The sequence below is a fragment of the Phenylobacterium sp. GW821-FHT12F10 genome (assembly GCF_058806695.1).
Genome location: NZ_JBXAPY010000005.1, coordinates 92,574 through 108,569, shown reverse-complemented (window position 1 = coordinate 108,569; position 15,996 = coordinate 92,574). Strand labels below are relative to the sequence as shown.

At 66.7% G+C, this 15,996-nt stretch carries 14 protein-coding genes; 11 read left to right on the top strand and 3 right to left on the bottom strand.

Features of this window, described 5'->3' with window-relative positions; all coding sequences use genetic code 11:
- Positions 1–19: 19 nt before the first annotated feature.
- The gene (locus tag AC1RN5_RS21575) at positions 20–568 is read right to left on the bottom strand and encodes a redoxin domain-containing protein (RefSeq protein WP_493043822.1); all 549 of its coding nucleotides are present in this window, start codon (positions 566–568) and stop codon (positions 20–22) included.
- A 217-nt stretch (positions 569–785) separates the two neighbouring features.
- On the opposite strand from AC1RN5_RS21575, the gene AC1RN5_RS21570 reads away from it, so the two are divergent.
- The 6 genes from AC1RN5_RS21570 to AC1RN5_RS21545 all read left to right on the top strand — a co-directional run bounded on the left by AC1RN5_RS21570 (position 786) and on the right by AC1RN5_RS21545 (position 9,484).
- Positions 786–1,235 (top strand): MerR family transcriptional regulator, encoded by a 450-nt coding sequence (locus tag AC1RN5_RS21570; protein WP_493043820.1) that lies wholly within the window; start codon positions 786–788, stop codon positions 1,233–1,235.
- On the top strand, positions 1,232–1,564 hold the full coding sequence (locus AC1RN5_RS21565) for a YnfA family protein (RefSeq protein WP_493043818.1): 333 nt from the start codon (positions 1,232–1,234) through the stop codon (positions 1,562–1,564). The genes AC1RN5_RS21570 and AC1RN5_RS21565 overlap by 4 nt, the downstream gene beginning before the upstream one ends.
- Before the next feature lie 824 nt (positions 1,565–2,388).
- A complete protein-coding gene (locus tag AC1RN5_RS21560; RefSeq protein WP_493043816.1) occupies positions 2,389–2,907 on the top strand; it encodes an RNA polymerase sigma factor in 519 nt (172 codons plus the stop codon).
- A 7-nt stretch (positions 2,908–2,914) separates the two neighbouring features.
- The gene (locus AC1RN5_RS21555) at positions 2,915–3,895 is read left to right on the top strand and encodes a FecR family protein (protein WP_493043814.1); all 981 of its coding nucleotides are present in this window, start codon (positions 2,915–2,917) and stop codon (positions 3,893–3,895) included.
- 158 nt (positions 3,896–4,053) lie between these two features.
- Complete coding sequence (locus AC1RN5_RS21550; RefSeq protein WP_493043812.1) at positions 4,054–7,038, top strand: TonB-dependent receptor; 2,985 nt, start codon at positions 4,054–4,056, stop codon at positions 7,036–7,038.
- Between the two features lie 82 nt (positions 7,039–7,120).
- On the top strand, positions 7,121–9,484 hold the full coding sequence (locus tag AC1RN5_RS21545) for an alpha/beta hydrolase family protein (RefSeq protein WP_493043810.1): 2,364 nt from the start codon (positions 7,121–7,123) through the stop codon (positions 9,482–9,484).
- Positions 9,485–9,770: 286 nt separating this feature from the next.
- Here AC1RN5_RS21545 and AC1RN5_RS21540 read toward each other — a convergent pair whose 3' ends face one another.
- A complete protein-coding gene (locus AC1RN5_RS21540; RefSeq protein ID WP_493043745.1) occupies positions 9,771–10,796 on the bottom strand; it encodes an IS110 family RNA-guided transposase in 1,026 nt (341 codons plus the stop codon).
- A gap of 195 nt (positions 10,797–10,991) precedes the next feature.
- On the opposite strand from AC1RN5_RS21540, the gene AC1RN5_RS21535 reads away from it, so the two are divergent.
- From AC1RN5_RS21535 to AC1RN5_RS21520, 4 genes are read left to right on the top strand one after another with little or no spacing between them, the layout of a single operon-like run.
- Positions 10,992–11,456 carry a hypothetical protein gene (locus AC1RN5_RS21535; RefSeq protein ID WP_493043808.1) on the top strand — a complete coding sequence of 155 codons (465 nt, stop codon included), beginning with the start codon at positions 10,992–10,994 and terminating at the stop codon, positions 11,454–11,456.
- Positions 11,457–12,347 carry a DNA-processing protein DprA gene (locus tag AC1RN5_RS21530; protein ID WP_493043807.1) on the top strand — a complete coding sequence of 297 codons (891 nt, stop codon included), beginning with the start codon at positions 11,457–11,459 and terminating at the stop codon, positions 12,345–12,347.
- 3 nt (positions 12,348–12,350) lie between these two features.
- Positions 12,351–12,986 (top strand): hypothetical protein, encoded by a 636-nt coding sequence (locus AC1RN5_RS21525; protein WP_493043805.1) that lies wholly within the window; start codon positions 12,351–12,353, stop codon positions 12,984–12,986.
- Between the two features lie 18 nt (positions 12,987–13,004).
- Positions 13,005–13,559 carry a hypothetical protein gene (locus AC1RN5_RS21520; protein WP_493043803.1) on the top strand — a complete coding sequence of 185 codons (555 nt, stop codon included), beginning with the start codon at positions 13,005–13,007 and terminating at the stop codon, positions 13,557–13,559.
- Here AC1RN5_RS21520 and AC1RN5_RS21515 read toward each other — a convergent pair.
- Positions 13,512–13,826: a protoglobin domain-containing protein gene (locus AC1RN5_RS21515; RefSeq protein WP_493043801.1), complete on the bottom strand. Its 315-nt coding sequence runs from the start codon at positions 13,824–13,826 to the stop codon at positions 13,512–13,514. The two genes, AC1RN5_RS21520 and AC1RN5_RS21515, sit on opposite strands and share 48 nt — an antisense overlap.
- A 577-nt stretch (positions 13,827–14,403) precedes the next feature.
- On the opposite strand from AC1RN5_RS21515, the gene AC1RN5_RS21510 reads away from it, so the two are divergent.
- Positions 14,404–15,996 carry a globin-coupled sensor protein gene (locus AC1RN5_RS21510; RefSeq protein ID WP_493044094.1) on the top strand — a complete coding sequence of 531 codons (1,593 nt, stop codon included), beginning with the start codon at positions 14,404–14,406 and terminating at the stop codon, positions 15,994–15,996.

Here is a 15,996-nt window from a genome sequence, read left to right as displayed (position 1 = left end):
ATGGCGATTTCGTTCGTCATCAGTATTCGACCGGACAGCCGCGCTGCGGTGTGACGGGCGTCGAGACCGGCTTGCCCGCCCCGACTTCATTGAGCGCCACCAGCACATAGTCGGCGCCTTTGCCCGGGTCCGCGGCGACCGCGCCTTGGTAGACCAGCACGCCTTTGGCGTTGATGACGTAAGCCGACGGCGTCGCCTTGGCGCCGTACTGCCGGCCGACCGCGCCGCTCGGATCGAACAGGAAGGCGGTGACCGTGGCGCCGCGTTTGCGGGTGAGCTGGTCGGCAGCCGCGGCTGTCAGATAGCCCTTCCGCGTAGACGCCGCAGTGTTGATGGACAGCCAGACAACCTTGCGGCGGGCCGCTGCCTTCTGAAGCGCCTGGATCTTGCCGCTGTCGTAGTATTGCGCGGTGACCTCGCAGATCGGGCTCGTCCATTCCAGGACCACGGTTGAGCCGCGGTAATCGCTGAGCCGGTGCGGCTTGCCGTCGCTTCCCTGAACGGTGAAGTCAGGAGCCATCGACCCCGACGCGACGCCCGACAGCGGCTGGGCGTGCGCTGCGGTCATCACGCCTCCGGCGCTGGCTAGGAGAAGGCCCGCAACCAGGGCTGAGCGGAGAGAGTTTCGGCGAGCTCGACGCGACATTCGGTGCCTTTCCGGCTTGATGGAATTGCACGCTAAGACCTCAAGCCACTTGAGCTTCAAGAACTCTCTTTTCAGCGCGCTTATGGCCTCGCAATGGGCCATCAAGTAACTTGAGGTTCGTTCTGCGACGGAGATTTCGATGTCACTGAGGATCGGCGGATTGGCGAAGCGGACCGGCACGAATGCGCCGACGATCCGCTACTACGAGGAGATCGGCCTGCTGCCACCGGCGGATCGTCGCGACGGCGGTCAGCGCTGCTTTGACGACGAGGATGTCAAACGCCTCACCTTCATCCGTCGATGCCGGGACTTCGGATTTCCGATCGAGCAGGTCCGCACCCTCGTCTCGCTGATGCACGACCGGTCACGGTCGTGCAACGAAGCGCGCGACCTGGCGCAGGGGCACCTTGAGACTGTGCGGGCAAAGCTTGTCGAGTTGAAAGCTCTTGAGCGGAGCATCGCCGGCTTCGTGGAGAGCTGCGACGCCTCGTGCGCAGGCGGGCCGGGTCCGGACTGCGTGATCCTGGAGGACCTGTCGGAGCCTATGACTTACGCGGTGTCGCCTCGCCGGCAGCACGCCCGCGCATGACGAAGACAGCCTTGGTCTATGTAGGAGCGGCCGTCGCGGAGATCGCCGGCTGCTACAGTTTCTGGATGTGGGCGCGGGAGGGAAAGCCGATCTGGTGGTTGGCGCCGGGTCTGGTCTCGCTCGTCGCCTTCGCCTGGCTGCTCACATTGGTTGAGACGCCGGCTGCAGGGCGCGCCTATGCGGCCTATGGCGGCGTCTACATTGTTGCGTCCCTGGCTTGGCTTTGGAGCGTTGAAGGTGTCCGGCCCGATCGCTGGGACGCACTGGGCGCCGCGATCTGTCTGGTAGGCGGGGCGGTGATCCTCTTCGGGCCGCGGGCGGCGGCGTAGGGCCGTTCGGGCCGTCGGCCCGCTTGACTCTAAAATCCCCATGTGAGGCTGCAAGGAGCCGCGCGATCCGTGCGGCGGGACGCGCCGTCGAGCGGCCGGCGGCGGCCCAAGGCCGCCCACAGGGGCGGTCCCGTAGGAGCCGCGCCAGCGGCGGGACCGAGCCCGACCGCCGGACGCTCTCCGCCCCCCTCGTCCGCCATAGGCACGGAACGCGAAATGGCCTTGATCAGGCCGTTGCGAAGTCCAGCTTGGCTCCCAATCTAATCCTCGACAGCGAGACCGTGGTCCCCCCGCCGCCGCGTCCGCGTCCCTCGAAGCGCCCGCGAGCGATCTTGCGGACTTCGATGCCGCGATGAAGGCGGCGGAGTGGTCCGAGGCGGATTTGGATTGGCCGTAGGTCGGCGAGAAGGGCGACCCCACGGCTTGATGCGGAGGCGCGCGGCCCTTAGACCTGGGCGCTCGGGCGCCGACCATAGGAGCCGATCTGGAGCCGGGGGGCGATGGTTCGCCATTGCGCGGCAGCGATCGGACCTCCGAAATCACGGGCCTCACCTGCTGAGGATTCCAACGCCCGACCCCATTTTCCGCGGCGGCTTGCGCGGCCATTCCAATTGATTCAGACTTCACCCGCCGCGGCGAGAGCTTCGGTAGGGGCTTGGAATCCCCTGTGCAGCGTTCACGTCATCGCCCCGCCTTATCGGCTGGCGCCAGGCTCGCAACCGTTTCGACGGCGGCGCGAGCTTGCGTGTGGATTCGCCTGATCACCGCAGGATGTTCCAGTCGCGGCACGCCGCAGCCCCTCCAGGGTGACCAGGGAGCGGGCCATGACACCTGCGGACGGACCAGGCGCGGAGCCGACCGCCGAAGAGCGCTTGACGCTCGAAGAGCTCTATCGTCGGCACTCCGGATGGCTGACGGCGATCCTGCGCCGGCGGTTCGATCCGCAACAGGCCGAGGACCTGATGCAGGAGACCTATGTCCGGCTCGGCCCCTACCAGGCTCGTGGCGAGATCCGGCATCCGAAAGGCCTCTTGCTTCGGATCGCCGAGAACCTAGCTTACAATCAGGCGCGAGGCGCCCGACGGGACCGTCGCCGGGTGGACCTCCTCGCCGAGGTGAGCCGCTGTCATGAGCCCTACACCGACGCCGAACAGCTTCAGGCCCTGTTGTTCAAGCAGGTGGTCGAGGCCTTGCCGCAGCCCTTGCGGGACACCTTCATGATGAGCCGCTACGCCGGCATGACCTATGGCGAGATCGCCAGGCATTGCGGATTGTCCGAAAAGGCGGTCGAATCCCGGATGTCGAAAGCGCTGGCCTTGATCGCCGCGCGGATGCGGGACTGAAGGCGCCATGGCGACCTTGCGACCAGAGGACGAACAGGCCGAGCGGGAGGCAGCCGACTGGTTCGCCAAGCTCAACACCCTGTCGATCACCACGAACGCCCTGGAGCGCTTTCAGGACTGGCGGCGCGTGCCCGCCAATGACGCGGCCTATGAGCGGATGGAAGCGCTCTGGGAAGTCGGCGGGCGACTGCAAGGCCACCCCGACATCCAGCGCGGCGTCGCCCGGGCGCTCAGCCGCCGCGCCCCGATCCAGCAGATTCTCGGACTATGGCGACGGCCAATCCCGCGCCGGATCGGCGCCATCGCCCTGGCCGCCGGCCTGATCCTGGCGATCGGCATCTCGATCATCACCGTTCAGTCTGGGCAATATCGCACCGGGGTCGGCGAGCAGCGCCTAGTCACCCTGGAGGACGGCACGCGCCTGCGGCTGGACACCGATTCCCGCGTGAAGGTCCGGTTAGGCGATCACGAGCGCGATGTTGAACTTCTCCGGGGCCGGGCCTTCTTCGATGTCGCCCATGACACGAGCCGCCCCTTCATCGTTCACGCCGACGGGACGGCGGTTCGCGCGCTCGGCACGCGGTTCGACGTCCGGCTGACCGGAAACGCGGTGAAGGTGACCCTGGTCGAAGGCTCTGTCGAAGTCACCCAGGCCGATAGGCCGAAGGCTTGGCGCCTCGCGCCTGGAGAAACCCTGTCCCCGGGGGAGACTGCGGCCCAGCCCAAGCGGGTGGATGTGGCGGCCACGACCAGCTGGACCTCGGGGCGCCTGACGTTCCGGGAGACCCCGCTGGCCCAGGCGGTGGCCGAGGTGAACCGCTACAGCCGCCGCAAGGTGGTGATCGATGTCGCGCGCCTGCAGCAGGTGCCGGTGAACGGGGTGTTCGATGTCGGCGACACCGAGGCCTTCGTGGCCGCGGTCAGCGATCTGTTCGAGCTGACCCCCAAACCCCAGGACGGCGAGATCCGGCTGACGCCGAAAGGCTAGGTTCACCCAACTCTTGGGTGTGAGATTTCTCAAAGACAATTCAAGACTGTTTTTGCTAGCCTCGTCAGGGTGACCCCTCCCCTGCGGTGCTCCTTACCCAATAGCGACCGTCTTGAGCGCCAAGCGCCGACGGCCGCGCGAATTGGGGAGCGTTCAGTATGAAGTCAAAATCCGCACACCGGCGATGGGCCTGGGCCTCGGCCAGCCTGGTGGCCCTTCTGGCGGCGGCGCCCGCTGCGATCTCAGCGCCCGCCGAACCGGTGCTGACCTTCGCCATCGCCGGCGGCACGTTAGAGGGCGTGCTGACGGCCTATGCCGCCCAGGCCCATGTCCAGCTCCTCTACACCCCCGACGTCGTCAGGGGACGGCGCAGCGAGGGTCTCTCCGGCGCCTTCACGGCCAAGGCCGCCCTGGCGCGTCTCCTGGACGGCGCCGGCATCACCGCCCAGCAAAGCCGGCCTGGCGTCATCGTCCTGCGCATTGGCCTGATCGCCAACAGCGAACAGACCCTCCAGGCCGAGGTCGCCCAGGCCGCGCCCACCATGCTCGACGAGGTGGTCGTCACCGGCTCCCACATCCGGGGGGTCGGCCCGGGGCCGGCCCCGGTGGTCAGCCTGGACCGCGACGAGATCGATCGCCAGGGCCGCGCGACGGTGGCCGACACGCTCTCCAACCTGCCGCAGAACTTTTCCGGGTCGGCGAACCCGGCGGTGCTGACCACGGGGGTCGACGTCACCTCGCAGAACGCCGGCCGCGCCACGGCTGTCAATCTTCGGGGCCTGGGGGCCGACGCCACCCTGGTCCTGGTCAACGGCCGCCGGATGGCCGGCACCGGCGGCAAGGGCGACTTCGCCGACGTCTCGGCGATCCCCACCGCGGCGGTGCAGCGGGTCGACGTCCTGCTGGACGGCGCCTCGGCCCTCTATGGCTCAGACGCCGTGGGCGGGGTGGTGAACATCATCCTACGACGCGACTTCGACGGCGCCGAGACCCGGGCGCGATTTGGCGCGGCCCAGGGCGGGGCGGCGGAAACCCAGTTCGCCCAGACCTTCGGCAAGGCCTGGAGCACGGGTCGGGCGCTGATCTCCTATGAGTACTACCAGCGCAACGCGCTGGCCTTCGCCGACCGATCCTATACGCAATCGGCCGATCTTCGGTCCCTGGGCGGTACGGACCGCCGCACCAACATCTCCAGCCCTGGCAACATCGTCCTTGTTGACCCGGTGACCAACGCCGCGACCCCGACCTGGGGCATTCCGGCGGGCGTGAGTCCCCTGCTCCCGAGCAGCTTCATCCGCGGCGTGGTCAACCTGCAGGAGCCCCGGGCGGGCCAGGACCTGCTGCCCGATCAGGACCGCCACAGCCTCTATGCCAGTTTCGGCCAGGAGCTGGGCGACCGGATCGAGGCCAGCGGCGATGTGCGCTACAGCCGCCGCACCTTCAGCTACGCCTCGCTGTCGCCCAGCGCCTCAATCACGGTGGCCGACAACAACCCCTATTTCGTGTCGCCCAACGGCGCGCGCAGCAACCAGATCTACTATTCGTTCAACGGCGATCTCGGCCCCAGCATCGCCTCGGGGAGCAGCGAGAGCCTGGGGGTCTCGGCCGGCCTGGACGCCAAGCTCTGGGGCGACTGGAAGGGCGAGGCCTATCTCGCCTATGCCCGGGAGCTGGTGCGCTCGGCCACCGACCACAACCTCAACAGCCTGTTCCTGCGCGAAGCGGTGGGCGCCACGGCCGACAACCCCGCCACCCCCTTCAAGACCTCGGTGGACGGCTTCTTCAATCCCTACGGTTCGGGTCAAGCCAACAGCCGCGCGGTGCTGGACTTCATCGGCAGCGGCTACAGCCGCCAGCGCTATGAAAGCCAGGTCGCCTCCTTCAACGCCCAGGCCGATGGCAAGGTCGTGACCCTGCCGGGCGGCGACCTTCGCCTGGCTGTGGGTGTCCACGGCAGGCGGGAGACCTTCGATCAGGTCACCTCCAACTTCCAGGCGTCGGTGGCCCCGACCCTGACCACCCGCCCCACCTCCGAGCGCAACATCGTCGCGGGCTTCGCCGAGGCCCGGATCCCGCTGGTGGGCCCGAACAACGCCCGACCAGGCATCCAGGCCCTGGAGGTCTCGCTGGCGGCCCGTGTCGAACACTATGACGACGCGGGAACCACCACCAATCCCAAGGTCGGGGTCATGTGGTCGCCAGCCACCGGCCTTCGGCTTCGGGCGACCTATGGCACGTCCTTCCGGGCGCCGACCTTGACGGAGGTCTATGCCGCGCCGGCCATCAGCAATGTTCAGTATCTGAAGGGGGCGGCCCGGGTGCTGTCCCTGACCCTGACCGGCGGCAATCTCGACCTGAAGCCCGAGACGGCCAAGTCCTGGACGGCGGGCTTTGACTATGAGCCGCAGGCCGTGCCGGGCCTCAAGCTGAGCGCGACGGTCTTCGACACCAATTTCACCAACCAGATCGACCGGCCGGTCAGCCAGAACGCCAACGCCGCCCTGACGGAGCCGGCCTTCGCGCCGTTCGTGCGCCTGCTCAATCCAGCCAATCCGGCCGACCTGGCCTATGTCCAGAGCCTATTGAACGATCCGGCCTATACGACCCCGGGGCTCTATCCCGCCAACGCCTTCGGCGCGGTGGTCGACACCCGCTATGTCAATACCAGCACCCTGCACGTCAGGGGCCTGGACCTTTCGGCGGCCTACAGGTTCGACCCCGGCGACAACCGCTTCGACTTGGGCATCAGCGGCTCCTACCTGTTCGACTATCAGCAGCAGCTGACCCCGACCTCGTCGACCCTGCAGCGGGTCGGCATCGCCAGCTATCCCGTTGATCTGCGGGCCCGGGCGGCGCTCAACTGGACCCGCGACACCCTCGGCGCGACCTTCACCCTCAACTATGTGGACGACTATCGCGCCGAAACCGGTCGCAAGATCGACAGTTGGACCACCGCCGACCTCCAGGTCCGCTGGACACCGACGGGCAAGCGCTTTGAGGGCCTGACCCTGGCGGCGTCGGTGCAGAACCTCTTCGACACCGATCCGCCGTTCTACGATTCCCCGAACTATATCGGCTTCGATCCGACCAACGCTGATCCCCTGGGCCGCGTCGCGTCCCTCCAGCTCACCAAGCGCTGGTAGCGACCTAACCTCTCCTCGGATCGGAACTTCAATGCGACGTCTCTCGGGGCTGTGCGCCCTGCTGCTCGCGTTCTGCGGATCGATGGCGAACGCGAGATCCTACACCGTCGAGGACTTGCTGAGCACCGAGGCCTTCGGGCGCGTGATCTTCGATCCCACCGAGCGGTGGGCGATCATCGAGCACCGGCGGCCTTGGCGCACGGCGGCGCGGTTCGATTACAATCAGCAGACCCCGCTGCTGCTGACCGAGCTGCTGCGGGTCGATCTCAAGGCGCCCGGACCGGCCGTCAGCCTGTTCCCGCAACAGGCCGACGCTGGCTTTCTGGCGGGGCCCATCGCGCCGGACGGCCAGAGAATGCTCGTCTACCGCCTGCGCGGCCACAGCTTCGAGGCCGGCCTGGCGACGCTCGCCATCCGCAGCGTCCGCTGGCTCGGGGTCACCCCCGAGCTCGCCAACCATGGCCCGGTCGCGGCCTGGCGCTCGACGACCGAGTTGCTGCTGATCGCCCGGCCGACCGGCGACCTCCCCCGCCAGCTGGCGATCGGTTGGGAGGCCAATGGCCGGCGCGCCGCCCTCGACGCCGCCACCGCCTCGGGAAAGACCGCAGCGGTGACCACGATCGGCAGCGGCCGGTTCCTCGGGGTGCGGCCACGCGACAAACCCGGCCGACTCCTACGGATCGACGCCCAAAACACCCGCATCTCGACCTTGGCCACGGGAGAGTTCGTCGACCTCGCCATATCCGCAAGTGGGCGATACGCCGCCTTGATCGCCGAGGGCGCGGACCTGCAGCCTAGGGCCACGGACCACCTCTACACCGCCTTCCCCACGCGCCACCGCAGCCTGACCCTTCTCGATCTCCGCGATGGACAGGTCACCTCGCCCTGTCCCGGCTGCGCCATATCCCTGGGCGTGCTGAGCTGGTCGCCAACCGAAGATGAGCTGCTGGTGGCGACGCCGGGACCTGACGGCGACGGCCGGGCTTTGATGCGGGTCGGCGCCACAACGGGCACAAACCGCCCTCTCCTGCCCGTCGGCCTGGCCCTGCAGGTCGACGAGACCGCCTGGGAGCGGACCCCGCGCCCTCGGGTCGACTGGATGGGCGAAGACCCAATCGTCTGGGCCCGTCCCGCCGGCGGCCGGACGGACTGGTATCGCCTCAACTCAACCGGACCCATCAACCTGACGGCCGGTCTCGCCGCGCCCACCCGAAATCTCGGCGCCGTCGGCCCGGACCACCTGCTGGCCCCAGCCGATGGCGGGATCTGGCGTATCGATCGCGAGGGCCAACACCAACGCCTGACCCACGACACCGACCACATCGTTCTGGTCCCGCCCGAGCCGGAGCCAGGGAGCCGTCTGGCGAGCAATCCGCAGCTCCCACGGGACTGGATCGCCACCATCAGTCAGACAGGTCTGACCTGGTGGAACGGCCCGATCCCGACGCTCCCGGTCGCGATCCCGCCCGGCGCCCAGCCCCTCGCCGTCAGCCGCCGCCACCTGGCGCTGCTGGTTCGCGGCGAGGGCGGCGTGCGGCGCCTGGTGCTGGTCTCCGCAACCGGCGCCGCGACCACCGTCCTGGAGATCAACCGGGGGATGGCCGACGTCACCCCCGCTCGGGTCGTGGGGATCCATCATCGCGGCCTCAAGGGCGAGCCGCTGACCAGCTGGCTCTATCTGCCGCCAAAGCCTGGCCCGACACGGCCGCCGCTGGTGGTGATCCCCTATCGCGGCCGGGTGTTCCCAAGCCCGCTGGCCCAGTACGAGGTGGGCGGGCTCAGCCCGCATATGAACCCGCAACTGCTGGCGGCCCAGGGCTATGCCGTGCTCACGCCGAGCCTGCCCTATGACGCCTCGGTCCTCGAACCCACGGCTGGGGTGGCCGATCAGATCCTGTCGGTGGTCGATGCGGCGATCGCCACCGGCGCGGTCGATCCCGACCGTATCGGCCTCTGGGGCCACAGTTTCGGCGGCATGATCGCCATCGCCGCGGCCGAACAGAGCCCCAGGTTAAAGTCGGTGATCGCCGTGGCCGGGTCCCACGACCTGGTCTCGCGCTGGGGCGCCTTCAGCCTGCACCGGTGGGTGGTCGCGCAAGACGGCTACGGCTCGGCGACCACGGCCGGCATGGTGGAACAGGGCCAGTTTTCCATGCACGCCCCGCCCTGGGCCGATCCACAGCGCTACCTGCGCAACAGCAACATCTTCGCCGCCGACAGGATCACCGCCCCGGTGCTGCTGATCCACGGCGAGACCGACGAGGAGAACATCGCCCAGAGCCAGGAGCTGTTCTCGGCCCTCTACCGGCAAGGCAAGGACGCTCAGATGGTCACCTATTGGGGCGAGGGCCATGTGCTGGCCAGCCCCGCCAACATCCGAGACTTCTACAGTCGGATTCTCGACTGGCTGTCACGGACGATGCCTATCTCCGAAAGCCCAATGTAGAACGTCCACCCGGATGGCGGCATGGCGCCATGTGTGGACGGCTCCCCCTTGGCAAGGTGTTTTCTGGACTCTCGCTGAGCTGGTCGGTGCGGCCATGTGTTCGACCTGTTGGTGCGGCGCATGGGCCGCTGGCCATAATGCCTTCCGCGAAGATGGGTCCCGACCAAGAGCACGCGCTCGAAGCGCTCTGGCGCAATTGGGTTTTCCCATCTTCCGGTATCGACCGGCTGGATGCATTAGTTCAGATCTGCCCTTCCCAAGCTTGTGGGCGCCGAGGCGCCGATGATCAGGCGGCCCGAAGCTCGGGCTCGCGATAGGTCTCCCCTGTGGTCATGACCGCCCAGGCCATCCGGGCGATCTTGTTGGCGAGCGCCACGGTGGCGACCTTGGTCGGCCGGCGGGCCAGGAGCTGCACGAGCCATGGCCTGCGGGTCCCGTACTGCTGGGCGTAGCGCACGACGGCCAGGGCGCCGACGACCATCAGCTGGCGTAGGTATCGGTCGCCTTGCTTGGTGATCCCGCCGAGCCGCTCCTTGCCGCCGCTGGAGTTCTGCTTCGGGACGAGTCCGATCCAGGCCGCCAGGTTGCGGCCGGTCTTGAAGGCCTTCGGGTCGGCGATCGTCGCCACCAGGGCGCTGGCCAGCAGAGGCCCCACGCCGGGGATGGTCATCAGCCGCCGACCGGCCTCGGTCGCTCGGGCGCTGGTGCGGATCCGCCGGTCGGTCTCGAGGATCTGCTGGTTCACCAGCCGCAGCTGCCCGCCAAGCAGCTCCAGGCACACCCTCGCTTCTTCTGGCAGCCGCTCGTCGGCGGCTTCAACAATCTTCAGCAAGCCCGCCAGGCCTTCGCGGCCGATCGGGCCGACCAGCCCAAACTCGGCCATGTGGCCGCGGACCGCGTTGGAGAGCTGGGTCCGCTGCCGTATCAGCATCATCCGGACCTTGTGCAGCACCATCACGCTCTGCTGCTCGGGGCTCTTCACCTCGACAAACCGCATCGTCGGCCGGGTCACCGCCTCGCAGATCGCCTCGGCGTCGGCCGCGTCGTTCTTCTGGCGTTTGACATAGGGCTTCACATAGCTCGGCGGCATCAGCCGCACTTCGTGACCCAGCCTCCGAAGCTCCCGGCCCCAGAAGTGGGCGCTGGCGCACGCCTCGAGGCCAATCAGACAAGGCGGCAGCTTCGCGAAGAACGCGATCACCTGCGCTCGACGCAGCTGCCGGCGGATCAACACCTCGCCATCGGCGGCGACCCCGTGCACCTGGAAGACCGACTTGGCGATATCCAGACCTATCGTAACGACTTGAGCCATGGCTCTCTCCTCCTGCTGCGCAAGAGCCTACGCTCCCGCGGGCCGGGAGCCGTCCACAGCATCAGGAGCGGACATTCACGCACTGTCGGACGAGGACCTTAGGGTGGAAATACCCGCGGAATGACGGAAAGGTGGCCGCCGCCCACGATCCGCGCAACAGCGGGGTGCCGCAATAGACAATAGGAGGGAGCCCCGTTGGACGCTGCGATCTTGTCGGAGGCGATTGACTACGAACAGCTGACCAAAGCGACCTACGAGGCCATCCTCGCCAAGGAAGGCGTCCAGACCGTCAAGGTCGAACACAACGTCAAGGTCAAAGGCCGATCTGGTGTCGAGCACCAGATCGACGTGTTCTGGGAGTTCAAGCAAGCGGGCGTCACCCACCGGGTGCTTATCGAGTGCAAGAATTACGCGTCCAACCTCACCCTGGAGAAGCCGAGGCAACCGACCTCCTTACGACGATCCTGGCGCACATGCGCCAGACGTGGCTCGCGCGCACGACCTAAGTCCGCAAAAGGCCCGAGCATTGACCGACTCGACGATAAAGAACAAAATAGGAACTTCGGAACAGTGCGCCTTTCACCCCGCTTGCCTTTCGCACGCCCCTTTTTGGGCGTGGGCTGGAATCGTGTTGGTGTTACGCTTAGGCGAGGAGATTAAATGGCGCTGCTTGCTTACAGCTCGGACGGACCCGCTCTAGCGGCCACCATCTCGCCGCGTCGCGAGATCGGCGCCTACGAAGCGCTCTGGCTCGAACAAGGCGCGACGTTCAAAACGCTCGCCGACCGTTTCGCCAAAGACCCCACGGCCCTGCCGTCCGACATGGTCTCGCGGTCCGCTGCGGACGCCTGCGCCAATGAAGTCTTTTCAATCTTCGCCAAGGCCGGCGTCAGCCGCTTCGGCGTGCGGATCAACCACGCGGGCGACTATCCGAAGAAGCTGCGCGACGCCCGTTATCCCGTCGAGCTGCTGTACTACCAAGGCGCCTGGGAGCTGATCGAGGCCCGCGCTGTCGCCGTCGTCGGCAGCCGCAAGGCCTCGCCGGAAGGCGTAAAGCGCGCCCAACAGATCGCCCGCGCCCTGGTGCAGCGGGACTTCACGGTGGTCTCGGGACTCGCCGAAGGGATCGACACCGCCGCGCATACGGCGGCCTTGGCGGAGAACGGCCGGACCATCGCCGTGCTCGGCACGCCGCTCAGTTCGGTCTACCCGGCCACTAACCGGGCGCTGCAAGAGCGGATCGCCAACGAACAGCTCGTGATCTCTCAGGTTCCGGTCCTGCGCTACGACCGCCAGGCCCCGCCGCAGAACCGCCTGTTCTTCCCTGAGCGCAACGTCACCATGAGCGCGCTTACGGAGGCCACGGTGATCGTCGAGGCCGGCGAAACCTCCGGCAGCCTGACCCAAGCTCGCGCCGCCCTTCACCAGGGTCGCAAGCTGTTCATCCTCGATTCCTGCTTCCAGAAAGGCCTGACCTGGCCGGCTCGCTTCGAGGCTGAAGGCGCGATCCGCGTGCGCACCGCCGAGGACATCTGGGCGGCGCTGGGCTGACCGATGCGGCTGTCCGAGATCGACGACAGCAACCGCGCCGACCATACGCGCCTGCTCGCCGAGGACACCTGCCTCTACCTCTATGAGTACACCAGCGGGCGCGACTACACGTTCAGCGCCACGAACAACCTCATCAACAATCTCAAGAAAAAGCCGACCGCCAGCCGCGCCCAGCTTGGCTACAAAGCCGGCGCCATCACCGAATGCGCCAGGACCCTCGGCGCCGCCCTGAACCCCAAGTGGCTGGACATCGCGACGGTCGTGCCGATCCCCGGATCGAAAGCCGCCGACCATCCTGATTTTGACACCCGGATGGAACAGGTCGCTCGCCAGATCAGGCCAGGCCTCGACGTGCGCAACCTCGTCATCCAGGCGCAATCGACCAACGCTGTGCATGAAGTCGGCGTCGGCGACCGGGTGACGGTCGAGGAGTTGCTGAACCTCTATTCCATCGACGAGACCATCGCCGCGCCCGCGCCGCGCGCGATCGGCATCCTCGACGACGTCCTGACCGCCGGCACCCACTTCCGGGCCATGAAGATCAAACTCGCCGAGCGCTTCCCGGGCCTGCCGATCACCGGCCTGTTCATCGCCCGCCGGGTCTTCCCGCCGGCCGCCGACGATTTCAACATCCTCTGACGCGCATCGACCACCGCCATGAAGGTCTACGACATCCACGCCCCGACTCCGCAGGGACCGGCTGGGCGCGCCTTCCTCGATGTGGCGCCGCCGCCCCTCCTCGACGTCGGGACGATCGCGCGGATCGATGACCTGATAGATGTCCCGGTAGAGCTCCTCGTAGGTCTTTGGCTCGGTGAAGAAGGTGTCCTCGGCCCCGGCCTTGATCAGTTCACGCCGGACGTAGTCCATCTCGTAGACATGGACATCGGCGCTCTCCAGGGCGAGCTCCAGCCGCTGCTCCGAGCGTCGGGTTCGTTCGAGCGCGGCTTGCACCTCGACCAACGCCGCCGCCTCGACCTGCGCCCGAGCCTGTTCGCTGGCCTCCAGATACGCGGCCACGGAGAGGTCGATGTCGAGCAGAACAGCCTTGATCAGGGCTCCAATGGACACTTCAGCTTGCGTCTCAGCGGCCGGCCCCGTCGCGCCCTCGCGGGCGATCGCCTTGACGAGATGCTGGAGCACCGTGGTGTATCCGCCAATGTATCAACTGGGGTTCAGACCGATCCGGGCATGGGCCTCGCCGACCCGTAGGGCGTCGGCCGCAAAACCGACGTCAAACTGGGCGTCGAAGATGCGCTCCCAGTGAGCCCGCTGGCGATTCTTGACGCTCGAGACCGCAGCTTCGTTCGGAAAGAATCTCGCCACCTCCGGGAACGCGAGGATGCGCTCATAGAGGGCGTCCAGGGCGGTCGGAATGACCCCTTGCATCAGGGGGCGGAGCCTTTGCAGCGCCGTTACCTCGTTGGGCCCAAGCCCCATGAAGTCCACACGCTGAGCGATGTTGAAGTGTGATGGCATGCCTGCTCGTCTAGACCTCCCCCGGTCCATATTTTCGCGCGACTAAGCGCGCGCAAAGCAACTCGGCTCTTCGCTGCGCCGACGGATCGGGCGCCTGTGTCAGCGTGGAGACACATCCCCGTCAGACTTCTGACGGTCTGCACTCCCCGATCCTCTCGGCCGATGTTGCTTCGTCTTGAGTTGGCGCCCTAAGCCGGGCGGCGATGAGGATCAATATGCTTTGGTGGGATTGATTGTCGCGAAGCTTTCGCTTTGCGACAATTCGTCTCATGCCAATGGATATAGTATTCATCAAGCAATATGGGGAAATTTGGCGGCAAAATGCGGCCTACCCGGGAAATAACCTTCGCAGTCGCGCCTTGCGCGCATGCAAATACCTGCAATTACCAGCTCGCTCCACCTCGAATACCCATTTTGGTTATCAGTGACCGAGCCGCGTTAACCAATTCTTGTGGTTACCGGACCGACATAACGGCCGATTGAGCGCCTGAACGCCTTGGGCTACCTCAAGTCAATTGTTCCTTTGATCGAGTTCTCTGCAGAATCAACAGTTTCAAAAAATAATGAGGAACACGAAATGACCCAGGAACAGTCTTTGAGTGATCGTTTGAGCTTCATGAAGCTCGACGCCGTCGCGCAGCAAAGCATCCGTGATGTAAAATCCGTCATCATGCGGGACTTGCCGGGAGCACTTGATGGGTTCTACGCGCAGATTCAGGCCTATCCCGAGACCCGGAAATTCTTCTCAAGCCAGAGCCACGTAAACAGCGCCAAGGACCGGCAGCTCAACCACTGGGAAGCGATCTCCAGCGGTCAATTCGATCAGAACTATGTGCGCGCCGTCACCAAGGTTGGTGAAATCCATGCCCGCATCGGCCTGGAGCCGCGCTGGTATATTGGCGGCTATGCCCTGTTGCTGGAGGCGCTGATCGGTGGCGTGCTGAAGGCGCGCTGGCCCAAGACTGGTTTTGGAGCCAAGAAGGGCCCGGACGTCAACAAGGTGTCGGCGGAAGTGGGGGCTCTGGCCAAGGCCACCCTGCTCGACATGGACTATGCGATCTCGGTCTATCTCGAAGCCGCTGAAGAAGCGCGCAAGAAGGCCGAGGCCGAGGTCCTCGCAAGCGAACGCGCTACCGTCGTCCACTCTGTGGGCGCGGGCATGGCGGCCCTGGCGGCCGGCGACCTGACCTACCGCATGCCCGACGATCTTCCGGAGGAGTACCGAAAGCTGCGCGAGGACTTCAACGCCGCCATCGCGCAGTTGGAGGAGACCATGACCACGGTGGCCGCCTCCACCGCCAGCATCGGCGCCAGTTCCGACGAGATGGCGCAGGCCTCCGACGACCTGTCGCGGCGGACCGAACAGCAGGCGGCGGGTCTGGAGCAGACCGCCGCGGCCCTGGACGAGATCACCGCCACGGTGAAGACGACCGCCGAGGGCGCGCGCCAGGCGGGCACGGCGGTGGCGGAGGCCAAGAGCGAGGCGGAGCGCTCTGGCGACGTGGTCGGCCAGGCTGTCGAGGCCATGGGCCAGATCGAGGATTCCTCGCGCCAGATCAGCCAGATCATCGGGGTTATCGACGAGATCGCCTTCCAGACCAACCTGCTGGCCCTCAATGCCGGGGTCGAAGCGGCCCGGGCCGGCGACGCCGGTCGCGGCTTCGCCGTGGTGGCTTCCGAGGTCCGAGCCTTGGCCCAACGCTCGGCGGAGGCCGCCAAGGAAATCAAGACCCTGATCTCGGCCTCGACCCAGCAGGTGGGACAGGGCGTGAGCCTGGTGGGGGAGACCGGCAAGGCCCTGCAGTCCATCGTCACCAAGGTCGCCGAGATCGACACCGTGATCTCGGCGATCTCGGCCTCGGCCCAGGAACAGGCGACCGGGCTGGCCGAGGTCAACTCCGCGGTCAACCAGATGGACCAGGTGGTCCAGCAGAACGCCGCCATGGTGGAGGAATCGACCGCCGCCGCGCACTCGATGAAGGCCGAGACCGGAGAGCTCGCGCAACTGATGGCCGGGTTCCGGACGGGGGCCTCCGGCGCCATCGGTCGGACCGCGCCGCGGGCTGTGTCCGCCGGCGCCGTGGCCAGGCCGTCGCCCGCCCGAGACATCCAGCGCAAGGTCGTCGCCAGCATGGGCGGGCGGGCCAGCGAAGGCTGGGAGGAATTCTGA